The 21,270-nt window shown below is 74.2% G+C and carries 17 protein-coding genes and 2 pseudogenes; 12 read left to right on the top strand and 7 right to left on the bottom strand.

All coding sequences use genetic code 11. The features are described 5' to 3' along the window. Positions 1-332: 332 nt before the first annotated feature. The 8 genes and pseudogenes from nfi to ahcY form a co-directional block, all read left to right on the top strand. Positions 333-977, top strand: a pseudogene (gene nfi / locus J7462_RS25155) (deoxyribonuclease V); the annotation flags it as partial. Between the two features lie 289 nt (positions 978-1,266). After that, a complete protein-coding gene (locus J7462_RS25160) occupies positions 1,267-2,724 on the top strand; it encodes a hypothetical protein (protein ID WP_219467395.1) in 1,458 nt (485 codons plus the stop codon). A 69-nt stretch (positions 2,725-2,793) separates the two neighbouring features. Then, positions 2,794-4,176 (top strand): phosphomannomutase/phosphoglucomutase, encoded by a 1,383-nt coding sequence (locus tag J7462_RS25165; protein ID WP_208570322.1) that lies wholly within the window; start codon positions 2,794-2,796, stop codon positions 4,174-4,176. A gap of 63 nt (positions 4,177-4,239) precedes the next feature. Beyond that, positions 4,240-4,425 carry a Trm112 family protein gene (locus J7462_RS25170; protein ID WP_088642951.1) on the top strand — a complete coding sequence of 62 codons (186 nt, stop codon included), beginning with the start codon at positions 4,240-4,242 and terminating at the stop codon, positions 4,423-4,425. Then, positions 4,422-5,618 carry an SIS domain-containing protein gene (locus tag J7462_RS25175; protein ID WP_208570323.1) on the top strand — a complete coding sequence of 399 codons (1,197 nt, stop codon included), beginning with the start codon at positions 4,422-4,424 and terminating at the stop codon, positions 5,616-5,618. Before J7462_RS25170 ends, J7462_RS25175 begins: the two co-directional genes overlap by 4 nt. Positions 5,619-5,709: 91 nt before the next feature. After that, positions 5,710-6,717, top strand: a complete 1,008-nt coding sequence (locus tag J7462_RS25180) for a cation diffusion facilitator family transporter (protein ID WP_219467397.1) — start codon at positions 5,710-5,712, stop codon at positions 6,715-6,717. A gap of 2 nt (positions 6,718-6,719) precedes the next feature. Then, positions 6,720-8,060 (top strand): mannose-6-phosphate isomerase, class I, encoded by a 1,341-nt coding sequence (gene manA / locus J7462_RS25185; protein ID WP_219467399.1) that lies wholly within the window; start codon positions 6,720-6,722, stop codon positions 8,058-8,060. A 309-nt stretch (positions 8,061-8,369) separates the two neighbouring features. Further along, positions 8,370-9,857 carry an adenosylhomocysteinase gene (ahcY, locus tag J7462_RS25190; RefSeq protein ID WP_219467402.1) on the top strand — a complete coding sequence of 496 codons (1,488 nt, stop codon included), beginning with the start codon at positions 8,370-8,372 and terminating at the stop codon, positions 9,855-9,857. A 104-nt stretch (positions 9,858-9,961) separates the two neighbouring features. Here ahcY and J7462_RS25195 read toward each other — a convergent pair whose 3' ends face one another. Then, positions 9,962-10,132: a hypothetical protein gene (locus tag J7462_RS25195; RefSeq protein ID WP_219467404.1), complete on the bottom strand. Its 171-nt coding sequence runs from the start codon at positions 10,130-10,132 to the stop codon at positions 9,962-9,964. A gap of 300 nt (positions 10,133-10,432) precedes the next feature. Between J7462_RS25195 and efeU the strand changes: the two genes are divergently transcribed. Genes efeU through efeB form a run of 3 tightly spaced genes read left to right on the top strand, consistent with a single transcriptional unit; the run spans position 10,433 to position 13,839 of the window. After that, positions 10,433-11,329, top strand: coding sequence for an iron uptake transporter permease EfeU (gene efeU / locus J7462_RS25200; RefSeq protein ID WP_255597896.1), 897 nt, complete (start codon positions 10,433-10,435; stop codon positions 11,327-11,329). A 25-nt stretch (positions 11,330-11,354) separates the two neighbouring features. Beyond that, positions 11,355-12,488: an iron uptake system protein EfeO gene (gene efeO / locus J7462_RS25205; protein ID WP_219467407.1), complete on the top strand. Its 1,134-nt coding sequence runs from the start codon at positions 11,355-11,357 to the stop codon at positions 12,486-12,488. Between the two features lie 49 nt (positions 12,489-12,537). Further along, positions 12,538-13,839: an iron uptake transporter deferrochelatase/peroxidase subunit gene (efeB, locus tag J7462_RS25210; RefSeq protein ID WP_219467409.1), complete on the top strand. Its 1,302-nt coding sequence runs from the start codon at positions 12,538-12,540 to the stop codon at positions 13,837-13,839. A gap of 531 nt (positions 13,840-14,370) precedes the next feature. Here efeB and J7462_RS33440 read toward each other — a convergent pair. Continuing rightward, positions 14,371-14,889: pseudogene (locus tag J7462_RS33440) on the bottom strand (RDD family protein); the annotation flags it as partial. A 26-nt stretch (positions 14,890-14,915) separates the two neighbouring features. On the opposite strand from J7462_RS33440, the gene J7462_RS25220 reads away from it, so the two are divergent. Then, positions 14,916-15,965: a stage II sporulation protein M gene (locus J7462_RS25220; RefSeq protein WP_219467411.1), complete on the top strand. Its 1,050-nt coding sequence runs from the start codon at positions 14,916-14,918 to the stop codon at positions 15,963-15,965. Positions 15,966-15,981: 16 nt separating this feature from the next. Here the strand turns inward: J7462_RS25220 and J7462_RS25225 are convergent, their stop codons facing one another. Genes J7462_RS25225 through J7462_RS25245 form a run of 5 tightly spaced genes read right to left on the bottom strand, consistent with a single transcriptional unit; the run spans position 15,982 to position 21,134 of the window. Next, a complete protein-coding gene (locus tag J7462_RS25225; RefSeq protein ID WP_219467413.1) occupies positions 15,982-17,292 on the bottom strand; it encodes a DUF58 domain-containing protein in 1,311 nt (436 codons plus the stop codon). Next, complete coding sequence (locus tag J7462_RS25230) at positions 17,289-18,278, bottom strand: MoxR family ATPase (protein ID WP_219467415.1); 990 nt, start codon at positions 18,276-18,278, stop codon at positions 17,289-17,291. Before J7462_RS25230 ends, J7462_RS25225 begins: the two co-directional genes overlap by 4 nt. Then, positions 18,275-19,690, bottom strand: coding sequence for a DUF4350 domain-containing protein (locus J7462_RS25235; protein WP_255597897.1), 1,416 nt, complete (start codon positions 19,688-19,690; stop codon positions 18,275-18,277). Before J7462_RS25235 ends, J7462_RS25230 begins: the two co-directional genes overlap by 4 nt. Beyond that, complete coding sequence (locus tag J7462_RS25240; RefSeq protein ID WP_219467417.1) at positions 19,687-20,292, bottom strand: DUF4129 domain-containing protein; 606 nt, start codon at positions 20,290-20,292, stop codon at positions 19,687-19,689. The genes J7462_RS25235 and J7462_RS25240 overlap by 4 nt, the downstream gene beginning before the upstream one ends. Beyond that, positions 20,289-21,134, bottom strand: coding sequence for a hypothetical protein (locus tag J7462_RS25245; protein WP_208570334.1), 846 nt, complete (start codon positions 21,132-21,134; stop codon positions 20,289-20,291). The genes J7462_RS25240 and J7462_RS25245 overlap by 4 nt, the downstream gene beginning before the upstream one ends. Positions 21,135-21,270 lie beyond the last annotated feature (136 nt).

The following is a 21,270-nucleotide window of genomic DNA, read 5'->3' on the forward strand; positions in this document are numbered from 1 at the left end:
GTCTGACGCCTCGTAGAAGCAGCCTGCCTGAAGGCGGGACGCCGCCGGCAGCCTCCGGTGAAACGGGTGCTTTGCGGTAGCTGAATAGGATGAGGTGATGTACCCCTCCGCCAACAAGCGCCAGCTCACCGCCTGGGTGTCGGGCCTGCTCATCGGCATCGTCATCGGGTAGACCATGTTCGAGGACGCCGTCGGTGTGGTGTTCGGGATCTCCATCGGCACCATCTTCGCGATCGCCTTCGGGGCCTTCGGCAACAAGAAGGAAGAGGGCGGGCGCGACGGTGAGCCGAGCTGAGTCGGCTCGGCGGCCCGAGCAGCACCGCAGCACCGAGCTGACGGTCGCCGAGGCGGTGGCCGTACAGGACCGGTTGCGGCCCCAGGCGGACCTGATCGGGCCGGGGCCATGCCGGCCTGCGACGGTGGCCGGCCTGGACGTGGCGTACGCCGAGAGTGGTGACCTGCTCGCCGCAGCCGTGACCGTGCTCGACGCCACGACCCTGGAGGTGGTGGACCGGGCGGTCCACGTCGGCCGGCCCGCCTTCGGGTACGTGCCGGGGCTGTTCGCCTTCCGGGAGCTGCCGGCGTTGCTGGCCGCCCTGGACCGGTTGACGACCCGCCCGGAGCTGCTGGTCTGTGACGGGCACGGGTTGGCCCACCCGCGTCGCTTCGGGTTGGCCTGTCATCTGGGCGTGGTGACCGGGCTGCCGGCGATCGGGGTGGGTAAGACCCCGCTGGTGGGCGGGTGGACCGGGCCGGGTCCGCGCCGGGGGGACGCCGCCCCGCTGGTCGATGCCGGTGCGGTCGTCGGCCGGGTGCTGCGTACCCGGGACGGGGTGAAGCCGGTGTTCGTCAGCGTCGGGCACCGGATGAGCCTGGACAACGCGGTCGACCAGGTGCTCGCGTTGACTCCCCGGTACCGGCTGCCGGAGACCACCCGGACCGCCGACCGGCTCTGCCGTGACACCCTCGCCGCCGCGACGGGGCTGGTCGGGGAGGAGTTCGTGGGCAGGGAGCCGGCCGGTGTCGAGCCGGCGGCCACGGCGCCGGCCGGCACGGGTGGCGGGTCGCCGAACGGCAGCCGTGCGTCGGCGGGGTGGGCGGCCGGCACCGGCCCGCCCATCCTGAGCCCTGCCGCCGAAGGGTCCGGTGCCGGCCGCCCCGGGAACGAGTAATACGGCCCACATGCGGGACGCTCTGTCACCGGGTGGGTCGCTGACCGGGTTGTAACCTGACCCGCGGCCCCGCCGGGGCGGGAGGGGAGGGGAGATGTCCGTGTGTCGGCAGGCGACGCGGGTGGTGGCCGTCGGTGCGCTGCTCGGTGGCCTGGTGGCGGTCGGCGCGCTCCCCGCGTATGCGGACTCGGACCGGGTGCGGGTCCGGGCCTCGGGTGCCTTCTCCGCCGGTGGTTCCCCGGGCGCGGTCTCGATCGAGGTGCGTAAACGTAGCGCCGGATGCGTGTCGCTGCGCACCGCGCTGGGGCTGAGCCTCACCGGGGTTGGCGCGGACCAGGTGCGGGTAGAGGTGCAGACCGGGGGCCGCTGGTCCAGCGTGCCCGTTTCCGGAGACGGTGGCGTGGTGCGGGTCTCCCGTACCTCGTCGGCGGCTCCACCGTTGTGCAGGGGGAAGAGCAGCACCGTCCGCTACCGGGTGGCGTTCCTGGCCGGGGCACCGGCGGGTCGGTTGGCCGTGGTCGGTGAGGCGACCACGGCGGTCGGCCGGCTGATCGGCCGGGGCACCGACACGTCCAGGGTCGGCGGGAGGGCTGCCGGTACCCCGACCCCGAGTCCCACCCCGACCAGGAAGCCCACGCCCACCCCCGTCGCGTCCACCCCCGTGCCCGCGACGGAACCGGTGGCCACCCAGGCCGTGCTCGCCGCCTCGCCCGCCGGTCGGGCCGCCGCCGCAGAGACCTCCGGAGGATCCATGATCATGTACGCCGGTATCGCCCTGGTGGTCCTGGGTGCCGGGCTCATCGCCCTGTTGATCTTCCGGTCCCGGGCCGATCGGGCCCGCGCCAGGGCGGCCGGTGCCGACCACGCCCCGGCCGCCGGCCCGGCTGACTTCCCGGCCGTCCCGCAGCCCCGCAACCCGGGTCCGACCACCTACCGCTCCGGGGTCGCGGTGCCGGGTCCGCCCCCGCCACCCGCCGGCCAGGTGTACGGGGGCCAGCAGCCGCCCGCCGGTGGCCAGGTGTACGGGCAGCCGCAGCCCCAGCCGTCCGCGCCGGCTCGCCCCGGCAGCCTGTACGGGGCACCCGGCACCTACCCGGCGGTGACACCCGCCCCCGCCCCGCGCCCGGCAGGCGGGGTGTACGGTGCCCGCCCGGCCTCCGCCCCGGACCACCCCACTTCCACCCCACCCTCGGCTGCCCCACCGGTGTCGGCCCGGGCCGTCCCCGTCCCGCCGGTCGCCGCTCCGCCTGCCCCGCCCGTCTCGGCCCAGGCCGTCTCGGTCCCGCCTGTTCCGGCTCCGCCCGTCTCGGCTCCGTCGGTCTCGGCTCCGCCCGTCTCGGCCCCGCCTGTTCCGGCTCCGGGTGTCCCCGTGCCGCCGGCTCCGGACGGCTCCACCGCAGGCCCGTCGGCTGCCGCCCCGCAGGCCCCGTCGGCCGCTGTGCCGCCGGCCCCGGCACGGCCCGTCTCCGTCCCGCCCGACCAGGGGCGGTCCGCTCCGACGCCCACCGCCGGCGGTGGGTCGACAACGATCATGCCCCAGCTCCCCGGCTAGCACGGGACGGACGCCACCGCTCCGATACGCTCAGGGTCGTTGACGACCCCTGTCGAGGAGCTGAAACCGGTGTCTGACCTGTCCCAGATCGTGAAGGCGTACGACGTCCGTGGGACGGTGCCCGACCAGTGGGACGAGCGGGCGGCCGAGGCACTGGGGTCCGCCCTCACCCAGGTGCTCAACTCCTCCGGTGAGCCGGGCGACGCCGTGCTGGTCGCGCACGACATGCGGGCCACCGGCCCGGGGCTGGCCGCCGCCTTCGCCACCGGGGTCCGGGCCGAGGGGCGGGCCGTGATCGAGCTGGGGCTGGCCTCCACCGACATGCTCTACTACGCTTCGGGCGCGCTGGGCCTGCCCGGGGCGATGTTCACCGCCAGCCACAACCCGGCGCAGTACAACGGCATCAAGATGTGCCGCTCCGGTGCCCGCCCGATCGGCCAGGACAGCGGCCTGGCCGACATCCGGGTCCGGGCCCAGGCGCTGCTGGACTCCGGCACCCGCCCCACCGCCGCGCCGACGGCCCCCGTCGACCGGCGTGACCTGCTCCCCGACTATGCGGCCCACCTGCGCAAGTTGGTGGACCTGTCGACCATCCGCCCGCTCAAGGTGGTGGTGGACGCGGGCAACGGGATGGGTGGCTACACGGTGCCGAGTGTGCTCGGCGACGCGGCGCTGCCGGCCCTGCCGTTGGAGATCGTCCCGCTCTACTTCGAGCTGGACGGCACCTTCCCCAACCACGAGGCCAACCCGCTCGACCCGAAGAACCTGGTCGACCTGCAGCGGGCGGTGGTGACCCACTCCGCCGACCTGGGCCTGGCCTTCGACGGTGACGCCGACCGTTGCTTCGTCATCGACGAGCGGGGCGAACCGGTCTCCCCGTCGGCGATCACCGCCCTGGTCGCCGCCCGCGAGCTGGCCAAACACCCCGGCTCCACGGTGATCCACAACCTGATCACCTCCCGCGCGGTCCCGGAGATCATCCAGGAACACGGGGGGGTGCCGGTGGTGGCCCGGGTCGGCCACTCCTTCATCAAGGCCGAGATGGCACGCACCAACGCGATCTTCGGGGGCGAGCACTCGGCGCACTACTACTTCCGGGATTTCTGGTTCGCCGACACCGGGATGCTCGCGGCCATGCACACCCTGGCCGCGTTGGGCGAGCAGTCCCAGCCGCTGTCCCTGCTGGCCAGCGTCTACGAACGGTACGTCGCCTCCGGCGAGATCAACTCCACGGTGACCGACCAGGCCGCCCGGGTGGCGGAGGTGCGGGCCGCCTACCCGCAGGCGGAGGCGGACGAGTTGGACGGGCTCACCCTGCGGTTCCCCGACGGCGCGTGGTTCAACCTGCGCGCGTCCAACACCGAGCCGCTGCTGCGGCTCAACGTGGAGGGCCCGACCCAGGAGCGGATGACCTCGCTGCGTGACGAGGTGCTGGAGCGGGTTCGCCGATAAGATCCCTCGCGCCGGTCGGCACCGTCGACCGGCACAGACCACACACGTGGAAGGAGCCGCGCCGTGGCCCTGGACCCGCAGTTGCTCGAAATCCTCGCCTGCCCGGACACACACCACGCACCGCTGGACTACGACGCTCAGGCCCAGACCCTCACCTGCACGCAGTGCGGTCGCATCTTCGAGGTGCGCGACGACGTGCCGGTGTTGCTGCTGGACGAGGCACGCGGTGGGCCGGAGGCGCAGCGGTGATGGAGGGGACGGCCGGCGTGAGTGGCCGGCGGGTGGCCGACGAATCGATGCTGGACGACCCGGAGGCGGTCGCCAGCCACGACCCGGGTGGAATGTTGCGCTTCACCGCCTCCGCCGGGGCCCAGGTGCGGGAGTCCGCCGCGCTGGCCGCCGAGGCCAACCTGGCGCTGCTGGAGGACGAGGGCCGCCCCCGGGCGGTCGTCATCGCGGGCATCGGCACCGCCGGGCGTACCGGGGACGTGCTCGCCACGGTCGCCGGGCCGCGCTGCCCGGTGCCCGTCATCCCGCACCGCAGCGCCGGGGTGCCCGGCTGGGTCGGCGCGGCCGACGTGGTGATCGCGGTCAGCGCGTCGGGTCGCAGCCCGGAGGCGCTGGGTGCCGCCGAGGCCGCGCACCGCCGGGGTGCCCGGTTGGTCGCGGTCGGCGCCCCCGACTCGCAGTTGCAGTCGGTGGCCGAGCGGGCCCGTGCCCCGTTCATCCCGGTGCCCCGCCGAGCCCCGGCCCGCGCCAGCCTCTGGGCGCTCACCGTGCCGGTCCTGCTCGCCGCCCGTACGCTCGGCCTGGTGAAGGTCAACGAGGCGGATCTGGCCGAGACGGCGGCCCGGCTGGACGCCGACGCCGACCGGTGCCGGTCGACCGCCGAGTCCTTCGTCAACCCGGCGAAGTCGCTGGCCCTCGGGCTGGCCGGGTCGATTCCGATCGTCTGGGGGTCGTCCCCGCTGGCGACCGTGGCGGCCCGCCGGTTCGGCGACACGCTGTCGGCCAACGCCCGTTACCCGGTGGTCGCCGGGGCGCTGGGCGAGGCCGGCCGGGGCCGGGTCGGCCTGCTCGACGGCGTCTTCGGCGGCCTGGTGGAGTCGACCCGGGACATCTTCGCCGACGCGGACGAGGCCGAGCCCGACCCGACCCGGTTGCGGCTGGTGTTGCTGCGTGACGGCGGGCTCAACGCCGACGACGACACCGACGAACCGCTCGCCGTCGAGGAGCGCCGCGCCGACGCGGTGCAGACCCTCGCCGAGCGGCGGGGCGTGCGTTGCGACGTGGTCACCGCCGAGGGTGGTTCCGCGCTGGAACGGCTCGCCTCCCTCGTCGCGGTGCCCGACTTCGCGTCGATCTATCTGGCCCTGGCCCATGGGCTGGACCCGATGGCCGTACCGGCCGTCACCGAGATGAAGGAGCTGTCGAACCAGTGAACGCATGCAGGGACCGCGCTGTGGGCGAGCGGGCCGTCGGACCGGGTAGCGCGGCGTCTCACGTCGCCGCGTCGCGGAGCGGAGCGACAGCGTGAGCGCGAACGGTGGGACCAAGGCGATCATCGCCGCCCTGCTGGCTAACGTCGGCATCGCGATCACCAAGTTCATCGCGTTCCTGCTGACCAGCTCGTCGTCGATGCTGGCCGAGTCGATCCACTCGGTGGCGGACTCGGGCAACCAGGCGCTGCTGCTGCTGGGCGGTAAGCGGGCCAAACGGGCGGCCACCCCGGAGCACCCCTTCGGGTACGGCCGGGAGCGCTACATCTACGCGTTCATCGTGTCGATCGTGCTGTTCAGCCTCGGTGGCCTCTTCGCGCTCTACGAGGCGTGGCACAAGGCGGCCGACCCGCACCCGATCACCGCGTGGCAGTGGGTGCCGGTGACGGTCCTGTTGGCGGCCATCGTGATGGAGGGCTTCTCCTTCCGTACCGCGATCAAGGAGTCGAACCACACCCGGGGCAGCCAGTCCTGGGTGAACTTCATCCGTCGGGCCAAGGCGCCGGAGCTGCCGGTGGTGCTGCTGGAGGACTTCGGCGCGCTGGTCGGTCTGGTGCTCGCGCTGTTCGGTGTGGGGTTGACGCTGATCACCGGCAACGGCATGTGGGACGCTGCGGGCACCGCGATGATCGGCGTACTGCTGGTGATCATCGCGATCGTGCTGGCGATCGAGACGAAGAGCCTGCTGCTCGGTGAGGGTGCCGACCCGGCCGACCTGGCGACCATCGAGCGGGCCGTCACCGCCGGCCCCGAGGTCGAGCGGATCATCCACATGAAGACGCTCTACCTCGGTCCGGAGGAGCTGATGGTGGCCGCGAAGATCGGCGTGCCGGCCTGGGAGAGCGCCGAGGAACTCGCCCGGGGGATCAACGCGGTCGAGGCGCGGATCCGTACGGCCGTGCCGATCGCCCGGGTCATCTACCTGGAACCGGACATCTACAGCGTGGCCGCCGAGCGGGCCGGCACCGGCACGGCCGCGCCGACCGCCGTCGTGCCGTCGCCGAGCGAGTCGGGTGAGGTGGCCGGGCGGGCCGGGGGCTGAGCGTGGAGCTGCTCTACGGGTCGATCCGCGACTACGCCTGGGGGTCCCGCTCGGCGATCGCCGAGTTGCAGGGGCGACCGGTGCCCAGCGCCGGCCCGGAGGCGGAGTTGTGGCTGGGCGCCCACCCGGGCGGCCCGGCCACGGTCGACCGGGGCGGCGAGCGGATGAGCCTGACCGATCTGCTGGTCGCCGAGCCGGATCACTGGCTCGGCGACCAGGTGGTCGGCCGGTTCGGCGCCCGGCTGCCGTTCCTGCTGAAGGTGCTCGCGGCGGAGGCCCCGTTGAGTCTCCAGGCCCACCCGGACGCCGAGCAGGCCCGCGCCGGGTACGCGGCCGAGCAGGCCCGCGCCGGGTACGCGGCCGAGCAGGCTTGCGCCGGGTCGCCGGCCGGGCAGGCTGAAGCAGGGCAGCCGGAAGCAGGGCAGGCTGAGGCCGGGCGGGCAGGGGTGGGCGGTGGCACCGGGGCGGGCCACGCCGGAACCGCTGCCGGGGCGGGCCACGCCGGAACCGTCGTCGGGGCGGGTCGGGGTGGGCGGCCGCGTAACTACGTCGATCCCTACCACAAGCCGGAGTTGCTGGTCGCGTTGACGCCGTTCGACGCGCTCTGCGGGTTCCGTGACCCGGCGGTGTCGGCGACGGCGTTGGCCGGTTTCGGCGTACCGGAGCTGTCGCCGGTGGTGGCCGCGTTGCGGGCCGGTCCGGCGGGGCTGCGCGAGGCCGTACGGACGCTGCTGACCTGGCCGGACGCGGACCGTGCCCGGCTGATCGGGGCGGTGCGCACGGCGGACGTGGCCGGGCCGGACGCCGACCTGGCCCGGGAGTTGGCCGACCGCTACCCGGCCGACCCGGGGGTGCTGGTGGCGTTGCTGCTGCACCACGTCCGGCTGACGCCGGGGGAGGCGATCTGGATGCCGGCCGGCAACCTGCACGCCTACCTGCGGGGCTGCGGTGTGGAGATCATGGCGGCCAGTGACAACGTGTTACGCGGTGGGCTGACCCCCAAGCACGTGGACGTCGACGAGTTGCTGCGGGTGCTGTGCTTCGAGGTGCTGGACGATCCGGTGATCGCCGCCCGTCCGGTGGCGTCCGGGGTGGTCCGGTGGCCGGTGCCGGTGGACGATTTCGCGTTGCACCGGGTGACGGTGGAGGCGTCCGGGCCGGAGGTCCGGCTGCCGTTGCCCGGCCCCCGGGTGGTGTTCTGCCACAGCGGCAAGGTCGCGGTGGACGACGGGGTCGGCACGGTGATGCTCGGTCCGGGGCAGGCCGCCGTGGGCACGGCCGCCGCGACGGCACTTGTCGTCTCCGGTACGGGCGCGGCGTTCGTCGCCAGTTGCGGCATCTGAACGATCTCACCCCTTTTCCGCAGCAGAGTTGGCGGCAGACGCGGCACGCCGCAAGTCCGACTTTCCCGAATTGCTTGACTATGCCGTGGCGCAGTGTAACTATATGTGTACGCAGCGTTGTCGCGACGAAGGTCCGGCGGCGCGCGGGGGAAACCAAACCGGGGGGATGCACGGGGCGGCCGGCAGGTGGGCGGAGGTTTCGTCCGGTGCCGACCGCCCCGTGTGCTGTCCCGAGGCGGCCCGCCGTGCGCCGCGAGAAGGCGAGCGTAAGGTGGATGGTCGCGCAGCCATCGTTCGACAGGAGCCTTCATGACCAGCACCCTCCCGGCGTCATCCAGCGACGCCCGGCCGGCCACCCTCGCCGAGGGCGACTACAAGGTGGCGGATCTGTCGCTCGCCGAGTTCGGGCGCAAGGAGATCCGCCTCGCCGAGCACGAGATGCCCGGCCTGATGGCGATCCGCCGTGAATTCGCCGACGCCCAGCCGCTCGCCGGCGCCCGGATCACCGGTTCGCTGCACATGACCATCCAGACCGCCGTCCTGATCGAGACGCTGGTCGCCCTCGGCGCGCAGGTCCGGTGGGCGTCCTGCAACATCTTCTCCACCCAGGACCACGCCGCCGCGGCGATCGTGGTGGGCCCCGAGGGCACCCCGGAGGCGCCGGGTGGCGTCCCGGTCTACGCCTGGAAGGGCGAGAGCCTGGAGGAGTACTGGTGGTGCACCGAGCAGGTGCTCGCCTGGCCGGACGGGCAGGGCCCGAACATGATCCTCGACGACGGCGGTGACGCCACCCTGCTGGTCCACAAGGGCGTCGAGTTCGAGAAGGCCGGGGTCGTCCCGCCGGTCGAGTCCGCCGACTCCGAGGAGTACGCGGTCATCCTCCAGGTGCTGCACCGCAGCCTCGGGGAGGACAACCAGCGCTGGACCCGGATCGCCGCCGGCATCAAGGGCGTCACCGAGGAGACCACCACCGGCGTGCACCGGCTCTACGAGATGCACCGGGCCGGCACCCTGCTCTTCCCGGCGATCAACGTCAACGACTCGGTGACCAAGAGCAAGTTCGACAACAAGTACGGCTGCCGGCACTCCCTGATCGACGGCATCAACCGGGCCACCGACGTGCTGATCGGCGGCAAGATGGCCGTCGTGCTCGGCTACGGCGACGTGGGCAAGGGCTGCGCCGAGTCGCTGCGCGGCCAGGGCGCCCGGGTCGTGGTGACCGAGGTCGACCCGATCTGCGCCCTCCAGGCGGCGATGGACGGCTACCAGGTCGCCACCCTGGAGGACGTGGTCGAGCAGGCCGACATCTTCATCACCGCGACCGGCTGCTTCGACGTCATCACCAACGAGCACATGGCCCGGATGAAGCACCAGGCCATCGTCGGCAACATCGGCCACTTCGACAACGAGATCGACATGGCCGGCCTGATGAAGCGCTCCGACGTCACCCGGGAGAACATCAAGCCGCAGGTCGACGTGTGGCGCTTCGACGACGGCCACGCCATCATCGTGCTCTCCGAGGGCCGCCTGCTGAACCTGGGCAACGCCACCGGTCACCCGAGCTTCGTGATGTCGAACTCGTTCGCCAACCAGACGATCGCCCAGATCGAGCTGTTCACCAAGACCGACGAGTACCCGATCGGCGTCTACGTGCTCCCCAAGCACCTGGACGAGAAGGTCGCCCGGCTGCACCTGGGCGCGCTCGGTGCCCGGCTGACCGAGCTGACGAAGGAGCAGGCCGCCTACCTCGGCGTCTCTCCGGAGGGCCCGTTCAAGCCCGAGCACTACCGCTACTGAGCACACCCGCGCAGGGCCGGCCGCCGAGCGGCCGGCCCTGCGCGCGTCCGGGGGTCTCGCGGCGCGGTGGGGCGGTCCGGCGGGGTCGTGGCCGGTGGATGCCGCTACCGTCGCCCGGCAGAGCGGATCTTGTCGCGGCGGGCCGGGCGGACCCAGGTCCACACGCACCAGGCGAGCCAGGCGAGGGACACGACCAGGGCCAGCGGGCGCAGTCGGAGTGCGTTGAGGACGATCACCAGCGCGAGCACGCCCAGCCACGGGCCGAAGCCCCTCACCGGTGCCGTCCCGGCTGGCGGTGGCGAAGCGCGCCGGGGGCGGAACTCGCCGGTGGCGGGGCGTACGCGGGGCGGAGGGTGGGGGTGCGGGGCGTGTCGGGCACGGGCCGTCCTGTCCTGGGGTACGTCGGATTTTGCCACGTCGGGCGGCTGGCTGGCACCCCCCGGCCAGCGGGTCCGCCCGACCATCCCGGCCAGGGTGAACCCTGTCATGAACGACTTGACGGGACCCCGGATCAGGAGGAAGGTATGGCTGCCCTAAGTAAACTGAGGCATGCCTGACCACGACACGGAGTACCGATGTTCGCCACGTACCTGATCGGCCTGCGGGAGGGCCTGGAGGCGACGCTGGTCGTCAGCATCCTGGTCGCCTTCCTGGTCAAGTCGCAGCGCCGCGACCGGCTGCCCCAGGTGTGGGCCGGTGTCGGGCTCGCCGTGGCCCTGTCGGTGCTGTTCGGCTGGCTCATCGAGTACACCTCGACCTCACTGCTGGCCCGCTCCGAGGACCGGGAACTGTTCGAGGCGGTCACCTCGGTCGCCGCCGTCGTCTTCGTGACCTGGATGATCTTCTGGATGCGTCGGGCCGCCCGGACGATCGCCGGTGAGCTGCGCGGCAGACTGAGCGAGGCGTTGGCCGTCGGCTCGTTCGCGGTGGCCGGGATGGCGTTCCTCGCGGTGGTCCGGGAGGGCCTGGAGACCGCCCTGATCTTCTACTCGGCGGCGCAGAGCGCGACCGGCGGCACCGGCTCCGGACCGCTGCTGGCGCTGATCGGCGGCATCGCCACCGCCGTCGGGATCGGCGTCCTGCTCTACCGCAGCGCCCTGCGGATCAACCTGTCGACGTTCTTCACCTGGACCGGCGCGCTGCTGATCCTGGTCGCCGCCGGCATCCTCAAGTACGGCGTGCACGACTTCCAGGAGGCCGGGGTGCTCCCCGGCCTCAACGACCTGGCCTTCGACATCACCGGCGTGCTCGACCCCAACACCTGGTACGCCGCCCTGCTCGCCGGCATGTTCAACATCACCGCCGCGCCGAGCGTGCTGGAGATGGTCGCCTGGGTCGCCTACGCCGTACCGGTGCTGGTGTTGTTCCTGCGGCGGCCGGCGGCCCCCGCGAAGCCCGCACCGGCCGGCGACCCGGCCCCCACCGGCGACGGTAACCCCACCACCCAGCCGGCCGTGTCGCGGCGAGCCTGAACCTTCCCGAGGAGACAAGCAAACGATGCGTACCACCCGTTTCCTGGCGCTCGCCGCCGTCGGCGCGCTTGCCGTCACCGGTGTCACCGCCTGCGGCGGCAAGGACGAGCAGCAGGATGGCACGGCCGCCAACACGGTCAAGGTCAAGGCCACCGACAGCGTGTGCGAGGTCGACGTCACCGAGTTGGACGCCGGTCAGGCGACCTTCACCGTGACCAACTCCGGCAGCAAGGTCAACGAGTTCTACGTCTACGCCGCCGGTGACCGGGTGATGGGCGAGGTGGAGAACATCGCCCCGGGGCTGAGCCGCGAGTTGCGGGTGGAACTGCCCGCCGGCACGTACGAGACGGCCTGCAAGCCGGGGATGAGCGGCCGGGGCATCCGGGGCGCGCTGAAGGTCAGCGGCACCGCCGCGACCGTGGCCCCGGACGCCGCGCTGACCCAGGCCACCGCCAGCTACCAGCGGTACGTGACCAGCCAGACCGCCGCCCTGCTCACCAAGACCGAGGAGTTCGTCGGCGCGGTCAAGGCCGGCGACGTGCCGAAGGCCAAGGCGCTGTACCCGGTGGCCCGCACCTACTGGGAGCGGATCGAGCCGGTCGCGGAGAGCTTCGGCGACCTCGACCCCAAGATCGACGGTCGGGAGGAGGTCATCGAGGAGGGCATGGAGTTCACCGGCTTCCACCGGATCGAGAAGGACCTCTGGACCACCGGCGACATCAGTAAGGACGGCCCGATCGCCGACCGGCTGCTGGTCGACGTCAAGGAGATCGTGGCCCGGGCCAACGCCGAGAAGCTCACCCCGCTCCAGCTCGCCAACGGGGCCAAGGCCCTGCTCGACGAGGTGGCCAGCGGCAAGATCACCGGCGAGGAGGAGCGGTACTCGCACACCGACCTCTGGGACTTCAACGCCAACCTGGAGGGCTCCAAGGCCGCCGTCGCCGCGCTGCGACCCGCGCTGGAGCAGCGCGCCCCCGAGCTGGTCGCCCAGCTCGACAAGGAGTTCGCCAACGTGGAGGCGGCGCTCGGCAAGCACCGCGACGGCGACGGCTGGAAGCTGCACACCCAGCTGAGCAAGACCGACCTCAAGGAGTTGTCGGACAGCATCAACGCCCTCGCCGAACCGGTCAGCAAGGTCGCCGCCGCCGTCGCCCGGTGACGACGGGTCAGCACGGCCGTCGTACGGCCGGTCCCTCCCAGGAGAGTCGATGAGCGAGCAGAGCAGCACCACCGGCCGGGGTCGCCGCCGGCTGACCCGACGGCGGGCGATCACCCTGGCCGGGGTCGGGGTCGCCGGGGTGGCCGGGGTGGCCGCCGGAGCGGGCGCGTTGACCCGCGACGGCGACCGGGCCGCCGCCTACGACGGGGCCGCCGGGGCGGTGCCGTTCCACGGTGAACACCAGGCCGGGATCACCACCCCGGCCCAGGACCGGCTGCACTTCGTCGCCTTCGACGTGATCACCAAGGACCGGGACCGGCTGGTCGCGATGCTCCAGGAGTGGACGGCCGCCGCCGCTCGGATGACCGGCGGAAAGGACGCCGGGGTGATCGGTGCCGTCGGCGGTGTCCCGGAGGCCCCGCCGGACGACACCGGCGAGGCGCTGGGCCTGCCCCCGTCGCAGCTCACCCTGACCGTCGGTTTCGGCGCGACCCTGTTCCGCGACGCGCAGGGCCGGGACCGGTTCGGCCTCGCCGGCCGCCGCCCCGCCGCGCTGGCCGACCTGCCGCACTTCGCCGGGGACGCGTTGCGCCCGGAGATCTCCGGCGGCGACCTGTGCGTGCAGGCGTGCGCCAACGACCCGCAGGTGGCGGTGCACGCCATCCGTAACCTGGCCCGGATCGGGATGGGTGTGGTCAGCGTCCGCTGGTCGCAGCTCGGCTTCGGGCGTACCTCGTCGACGTCGCGGGACCAGGCGACCCCGCGTAACCTCTTCGGCTTCAAGGACGGCACCGCCAACCTCAAGGCCGAGGACGCCGGGCTGCTGCGTGAGCAGCTCTGGGCCCAGCCGGAGGACGGCGCGGACTGGATGACCGGCGGGTCCTACCTGGTCACCCGCAAGATCCGGATGCAGATCGAGACCTGGGACCGCAGTTCGCTGACCGAGCAGGAGCAGATCGTCGGCCGGACCAAGGGCAGCGGTGCGCCGCTGGGCCGCCGCGACGAGTTCGACGAGCCGGACTTCGCCGCGAAGGGCGACGACGGCCAGCCGGTGATCGCCGTCGACTCGCACGTGCGCCTCGCCCACCCCACCCTGAACAACGGTGCCCGGCTGCTGCGCCGGGGCTACAACTACGTCGACGGCTCGGACGGGCTGGGCCGGCTCGACGCCGGGCTGTTCTTCATGGCCTACCAGCGGGACCCGCGCCGGCAGTTCGTGCCGATCCAGACCCAGCTGGCCCGCAACGACGCGATGAACGAATACCTGCGGCACGTCTCCAGCGGCCTGTTCGCCTGCCCGCCCGGGGTCCGGGACGCCGCCGACTGGTGGGGTCGCGCCCTGTTCAGCTGAGCGGCGACCCGGAATCCTCCGGCGACGCCGACCGCAGTGCCGGCACAGCCGGGCGCACCCCGGCCGGGGCCGGGGCGGCGGCAGGGCCCGGGCCGGCGGTTCGACGGCGGCGGGGGTGGCCGGGTGCAGGTCGGGCCAGAGGGTGGCGGTGAGCGCCCGGTTGCGGCGTAGCCGCAGCGTGCCGCGCCGGTTCCGTTCCGCCAGCACCGCCGCCAGCAGCAACGGCTCCGGTACGCCGGGCGGTGACTTCGGGGTGGTCACCGCCGCCACCTCGCACCACAACTCCCGGGCCAACCTCGACCGGTACGGCTCGACGATCTGCCCGGCCCGGGTCAGGTACTGCCGGACCGCCAGGGCCAGCGCGTCGTCGAGCCTGGTCAGGTCCAGGGTGGCCGCCCAGCCGGCCAGCGGCGGAATGATCCGTGGGGCCGGTCGCCAGCCCTGCGTCGTGCGGGTGTGCACCACCATGGTGCCGGCGACCAGGTCGCCCAGCCGTCGCCCGCGCGGATCGGTCAGCATCACGGTGACGCCGGCCACCCAACTCAGCAGCGGCAGCACCAGCCCCGGCCACTCCACGGCCACCCCCACCAGCGCCCGGGTCAGCGACTGGCGCAGCTCCACCGGGCCGCCGTCGGCGCTGACCACCCGCAGGCCCACCGCGAGCTTGCCGGGCGTCCGGCCGTGGTTGAGGCGTTCCCAGGCGACCGGATAGCCGACCAGCACCAGCACCAGGCCGAGCGTCTCCAACGCCCCGGTGAAGGCCCGGTCCACCACCGGGTCGGGCAGCAGGATCAGCACCACCGGGGTCAGCGTCAGCGCCAGCAGCGCCGCGCAGAGCAGTTGACCGACGACGTCGATCAGGAGCGCCAGGACCCGGGAGCCGAGCCGGGCCGCCCGCACGTCCAGCTCGACGGCCTCGCCGCTGATCAGCCCGGCGTCCGCCCAGCGTCCGCCGGCCGGGGTGTCCGCCGGGCCGACGCGGGTCGGGGTGTCCGCCGGGCCGACGCGGGTCGGCACCGGTGGTTGCGCTCTCACCCGGACAGTGAACACTATGGGCGCGGGACGGGGGAGGACCAGTGGATCTCGACGCGTACGTCGCCGAGCACAGCCACGAGTGGCGGCGGCTGGAGCTGTTCTGCGACCGGCGTCGACTCGACGTCGACGAGATCGACGAGATGATCGTCCTCTACCAGCGCACCGCCACCCACCTGTCGGCGCTGCGCAGCCGGGCACCCGATCCGGCCCTGGTCAGCCGGTTGTCCCACCTGGTGCTGCGGGCGCGGGCCCGGATCACCGGCCGCCGACGGCCGTCCTGGGGGGCGTTGGGGCGGTTCCTGGTCGTCGGGTTCCCCGGCGCGGTCTACCGGGCCTGGCCGTGGTGGTGCGCGGTGGCCACCGGGTTCAGCCTGCTCAGCGGCTTCCTCATCTGGTACGTCGCGGGCAACCCGGGCACCGCCGCCGCGTTCATCGGCCCCGACGCCGCCGCCGACCTGGTCGACTCCGGCTTCGCCGGCTACTACACCGAGTTCTCCGCGCCCACGTTCGCCTTCCACCTGTGGACCCACAACGCCTGGATCGCCGCCCAGTGTCTCGCCTCGGGGGTGCTCGTCGTCCCGGTGTTCTACCTGCTGTGGCAGAACGCGCTGAACGTCGGGGTGGTGGGCGGGGTGATGGTCTCCTATGGCCGGGCCGACGTGTTCTTCGGCCTGATCACCCCGCACGGGCTGTTGGAGCTGACCGGGGTCTTCGTCGCGGCCGGGGTGGGGCTGCGGACCGCCTGGGCGTGGATCTCGCCACCGGAGCACCTGGGCCGGGGGCGGGCGGTGGCCGAGGCGGGCCGCTCGGCGATCCTGGTCGCGGTGGGTCTGGTCGGGCTCTTTGCGGTCTCCGCACTGTTGGAGGCGTTCGTCACCCCGTCGCCGGTGCCGGTGGCGCTTCGGGTCGGCGTCGGTGCGACGGTGTGGCTGGGCTTCCTGGCGTACGTGGTGCTGCTCGGTCGCCGGGCGGTCGCCGTCGAGCGCGTACCGGCCGAGCGTGCCGACCCGTGGCTGGCCGAACTGTGGCCCTCCACGGACCCGGCCCGCGCCTGGCACCCCACCCACCGCCCGCACCGACCCGTGCCGTGAACGGACCGGACCCGGGTCAGAGCTGCCCGAGGGCCTTGAGGCGCAGGTAGGTGTCGGCCAGGGCGGGGGCGAGGCGGTCCGCCGGGGCGTCCACCACGGTCACCCCGTACCGGCCGAGGGCGGCGCGGACCCGGTCCCGCTCGGCGAGCGCCCGCCAGCCGGCCGCGGCGGCGTAGGCGTCCCCGGTGCGGACCGGCGGGGTGGTGGTCAACGCGGTGAGCACCGGGTCGTGCGCGGCCGCCACGATCACCCGGTGCCGGGCGGCCAGCCGGGGCAGCACCGGCAGCAGCCCCTCGGCGAGCGCGCCCGCCTCCAGGGCGGTGAGGAGCACCACCAGGCTGCGCCGCCGGTGCCGGCGCAGGATCTCCGCGACGATCAGGTCGAAGTCGGTTTCCACCAGCGCCGGGTGCAGGGGCGCGAGCGCGTTCACCAACCGGTGGAGCAGGGCCGGCTGGCTGCCACCGGTGACCGTGGTCCGGATCTGCGCGTCGGCGGCGAGCAGGTCGACCCGGTCGCCGGCCCGGGAGGCCAACGCGGTCAGCAGCAGCGCGGCGTCGATGGCGGTGTCCAGCCGGGGCTCGTCCCTGACGCGTACCGCCGAGGTACGGCCGGTGTCCAGCACACACACCAGTCGTCTGTCGCGCTCCGGACGCCAGGTGCGGACCAGCACGTCCGCGCGGCGGGCGCTGGCCCGCCAGTCGATCGACCGGACGTCGTCGCCGACCACGTACTCGCGCAGGGTGTCGAACTCGGTGCCCTGGCCCCGCCCCCGGGCGACCTGGGTGCCGTCGATGACCCGCAGCCGGGACAGCTTCTCCGGCAGGTGCCGACGGGAGTCGAACCGGGGCAGCACCCGCAGCGTCCAGCCGGGGGTGGCCGGCCGGCCCGCCCGCTGCCGCAACGCCAACCCGAGCGGCCCGAGCGAGCGCACCGTCACCGTCACCGCCGGCCGGTCGCCGCGCCGGGTGGGGGTGAGCCGGTTGGGCAGCACCAGCACCCCGCCCGGTCCGACCCGGGACACCCGGTCCGGCGGTACGTCCGGACGGGCCCCCGCCGACGGCACCCACCCGTCGCGCACCTGGGCACGCAGCGTACGGCCGGAGGTGTTGGTCAGGCGCAGGGTGACCGTCGCGGACCGGCCCAGCCGGACGGCCCGGTCACCCTCACGGTCGACGGTGATCGTGTGCAGCGGGGCGGCGAGCGCCCAGTCCACGGCGGTCAGCAGCAGCACCGCGCCGGTCATCACGGCCACCCCGCGCACCGGGTCCGGCCAGAACGCCAGGGTGGGCACCCCCACCAGCAGCAGCACGGCCGCCCGCCAGGTCATCGCGGGGTCGGCACGGTGGCCAGCACCGTGTCCAGCACCATGTCGACCCCGACCCCCTCCAACTCCACCTCGGGGCGCAACCGCAGCCGGTGCCGCAACGTCGGGCGGGCGGTGGCCTTCACGTCGTCGGGGGTGACGTGGTCCCGGCCGGCCAGCCAGGCCCACGCCTTCGCGGTGCTGAGCAGGCCGGTGGCGCCCCGGGGCGACGCACCCAGCTCCAGCGCCGGGGCGGTCCGGGTGGCCCGGCACAGGTCCACGATGTAGCCGAGCACCGGCTCGGCCACGTGCACCCGGCCCACCGCCTCCCGGGCGGCGGCCAGGTCGGCGACGCCGGCCACCGGGCGTACGCCGGCCGCGCCGAGGTCACGGGGGTCGAAGCCGGCGTGGTGGGCGCGCAGCACCCCCAGCTCCTCGTCCCGGTTGGGCAGCGGCACGGTCAGCTTGAGCAGGAACCGGTCGAGCTGCGCCTCGGGTAACGGGTAGGTGCCCTCGTACTCGACGGGGTTCTGGGTGGCGGCCACGATGAACGGCTCGGGCAGCGGCCGGCGGGCGCCCTCGACGGACACCTGGCGCTCCTCCATCACCTCCAGCAGCGCCGACTGGGTCTTCGGCGGCGTCCGGTTGATCTCGTCGGCGAGCAGCAGGTTGGTGAAGACCGGCCCCTCCCGGAAGGTGAACGCGGCGGTACGCGGGTCGAAGATCAGCGAACCGGTGACGTCACCGGGCATCAGGTCGGGGGTGAACTGGACCCGCTTGGAGTCCAGCTCGAGGGCGGTGGCGACGGTGCGGATCAGCAACGTCTTGGCCACCCCGGGCACGCCTTCCAGCAGGACGTGGCCCCGGCAGAGCAGGGCGATGACCAGGCCGGTGACCACGGCGTCCTGGCCGACGACCGCCTTGGCCACCTCGGTGCGCAGCCGGTGCAGGGCGGCCCGGGCGTCGTCCGGGCCGGCCGTGGGCTCGGCGGTGGTGGCGGGTCGGGTCACCGGGGGTCTCCTTCGGTCGGACGGCCGGGCGCTGCCGCCACGGTACGGGTCAGCCGGTCCAGCGACCGGGCCAGCTCCAGCAGTTCGGCGTCGGTCCCGGGCGCCGCGCCGAAGAGCAGCTCGTGGATCTGCTCCGGGGTGCCGCCGGCCGGCCCGGCCACCCGGGCCGCCAACTCCGCCGGTGCGAGGGTCGCGGGCAGGTCGAGCCGGCCGCGCAACCGTCCCAGCGTGGCGGTGCGCAGGATCTCGGCGGCCGGGCCCCGGGCGCGGGCCCGTTGGTAGAGCCGGGCCCGGCCGAGGGCGGTCTCGGCGGCGCGGACCTCGACCGGCAGCGGCTCGGTGACCGGTGGGCCGAGCCGGCGGGCCCGCCACAGCACGGTCAGCAGGGCGGCCAGGGCGAGTTGGAGCAGTAGCGCCCAGAACCAGGGCGGGAAGGCGTCCAGCAGCGGGTGGTCGTCGGGTGGTGGCGGACCGGCCGAGTCGGGGGCGTCACCCCGTCCGTCGCCTCCGCCGGTGGCGGGTCCGGGGCCACCCGGGCCCTGCTCGCCGGTGCCGTCGCCGTAACCGGTGGACCCGCCGGGGGCGGGTGACCAGGCGGGCTCGCCGGTGCCGTCGGGACGGCCGACCGTGGGGGCCGGTGCCGGCCCGTCCAGGTCCAACCAGACCACCCGACCGTGGACGCCGAGCAGGCCGGTGCCGAGCGTCTCGTTGCCGTGTTCGGCGATCCGTTCGTTGCGGAACGGGTCGCTGGCACCGATCACCACCACCTCGGCCCGGCCGGGCAGCCGGACCAGGCCGTCGCCGTAGCAGCGGTCGAGGGTGGCTGCGGTACCGGGCGCGGCGGCGTACCGCTGGAGCCGGGCGGCGGCCACCCCGGCCCGGCTCGCCTCGGGTAGTGGACAGGGCCGACCGTCGGTGTCGGGTCCGACGGCCCGGGCGGCCCACCGGCGGTCGGTGGGCACCACCGGCAGGCCGGCGGATTCGAGCACCCGGCGGGACGGGTCGACGAGGACCAGTCGCCGGCCGGCCGGCAGCTCGCCCAGCGTGTCGAGGGTGTCGGGGTGCAGCAGTTCCGCCGCCGGCACGAAGAGGGTGGCCGGGCCACGGTCGAGGCCGAGCAGGGCGGGCAGCAGGTCGGTCTCCCGGTCCACGGTGACGCCCCGGGCGCGCAGCGCGTCGGCGAGGCGGCTGCCACCGTCGTCGTCGGTGGCGACCGGGGAGAGGAAACCGGGTTCGGTCGGGTCGGGCTGGTCCAGCGCGTGGGCACCGACGGTGCCGGCGAGCAGCGCGGCGGCCAACGCCAGCGGCACGATCACCCGGTGCCGGCGGCGCCGCCGTACCGGCCCGGCCGGTGGCGGGCGGACGGGGGCCGGTGGCGGGCTGTCGACCGTCGGTGTGGCGGGGCGGGTCACCGGGGCCCTCCGTCCGGCCGTGGGTGGGTGAGGGCCCGGTCCAGCTCGTCGGCGAGTTCCCGCATCCGCTGGTCGTGTCCGGCGGCGGCGGGGCGTTGGGCGTACCACAGCTCGGCGAAGATCGCTCCGGCGGCGCGCAACGGCGGGTCGACCGGGGGACGGGCGTGGGCTGCCGCGTCGGTCAGTTCGGTGACGGTCATCCCGGGTCGGGGTGCGACCGCACCGACGGCGACCAGCCGGCGGATCATGTCGCGCAGCCGTTCCCGGACGGCTTCGGCGTACCGGCCCTCGGCGGCCAGCCGGTCGGCCAGGGAGCGCCCGGGGCCGGCGGCGGGGGTGTCGTCTCCGGTGCGGGGGCGGGGCAGGGTGACGCCGGGCGGGTCGTCGGCCGACCGCTGCCGTCGCCGCCAGCGGGGCAGCCGCCAGCGGGGCAGCCGCCAGCGGGGCAGTCGCCAGCGGGGCAGTCGGCGGGACACCCAGGCCGGGAAGTGGTACCAGGCGAGCGCGGTCAGCCCGGCGACCAGCACCAGCAGCAGCGCGGCCAGCGGCAGCGGCAGCACGTCGCCGAGCGCGGCGACGGCCTCCGTCCACCACCGGCTCACCGATCGACCGCCGGCAGGCCGGCCGCGACGGACCCCGCGGGGGTACGGGCGAGCCGGATGTCCAGCCCTTCGGCGCGCATCCGGGTGTCCAGGTGGTTCACCGCGTCGAGACAGGCCAGCGCGGGGTAGGCGACGCTGTTCACCGCCGCCCAGGCGAGCATCGCGGCGACGACCCGCACGTCGGGGTCGGCCAGGTCGACCAGGTGCAGCGACTCGACGCCGAAGAAGAGACCGAGGGCGAGACCGACCCGCAGCACCCACCAGCCGAGGTAGCCGAGCAGCCGGACGGCGGCGGCCCGACCGCGCAGCGCGACGCGGACCGACCGGGGCACCGCCGACGGTCCGGGCACCCGGTCCACCACCACGGCTGCGGCGACCGAGCCGAGCAGTCCCCAGCCGACGAGCCAGGCCGGGCCGAGCAGCGCCGCGACCAGCATCAGCAGGCCGACCGCCGGGGCGAGCAGCAGGGTGACCCCCCAGTGGGCTCCGGCCGGGCGGAGCAGGTCCCCCACGCCGGTGTGGCGGCCGAGCAGGGCCGCGCCGGCCGCCCGCGCGGCCGGGTTGCCGAGCAGCAGGACGATCACCGCCTCACCGGCGGCGCCCACCGCGAGCAGTTGCCACCAGAGCGGAAACGACCCGCTCTCGCTCCACCACACCGGGGGTACGGCGTCGGCGAGCCGGCGCAGCGGGTACAACAGCACCTGTTCACCGGCGGCGAGCAGGACGCCCAGGGGGACCAGCACCCGCCCCTGGGCCCGCAGCAGCAGCACGGCGGAGTCGAGCAGTTCACCGACGGTGAGTGGACGGCGGGGGAGCACGGCGGTCGGGCCGACATCGGGCACGCGTACTCCTGCGGATGGTGGCTGGCGGGGGGCGACCTGCCCGGGGATCATGGTGACACGGTCCGACCGGCCGGGTGGATCCGCCGTGCGGGCCACCGATACGGCCATCGGGGGAGATATCGCGCGTGGGGCGTGC

The organism is Micromonospora sp. RL09-050-HVF-A (assembly GCF_019374995.1).
Lineage (GTDB): Bacteria > Actinomycetota > Actinomycetes > Mycobacteriales > Micromonosporaceae > Micromonospora > Micromonospora antibiotica.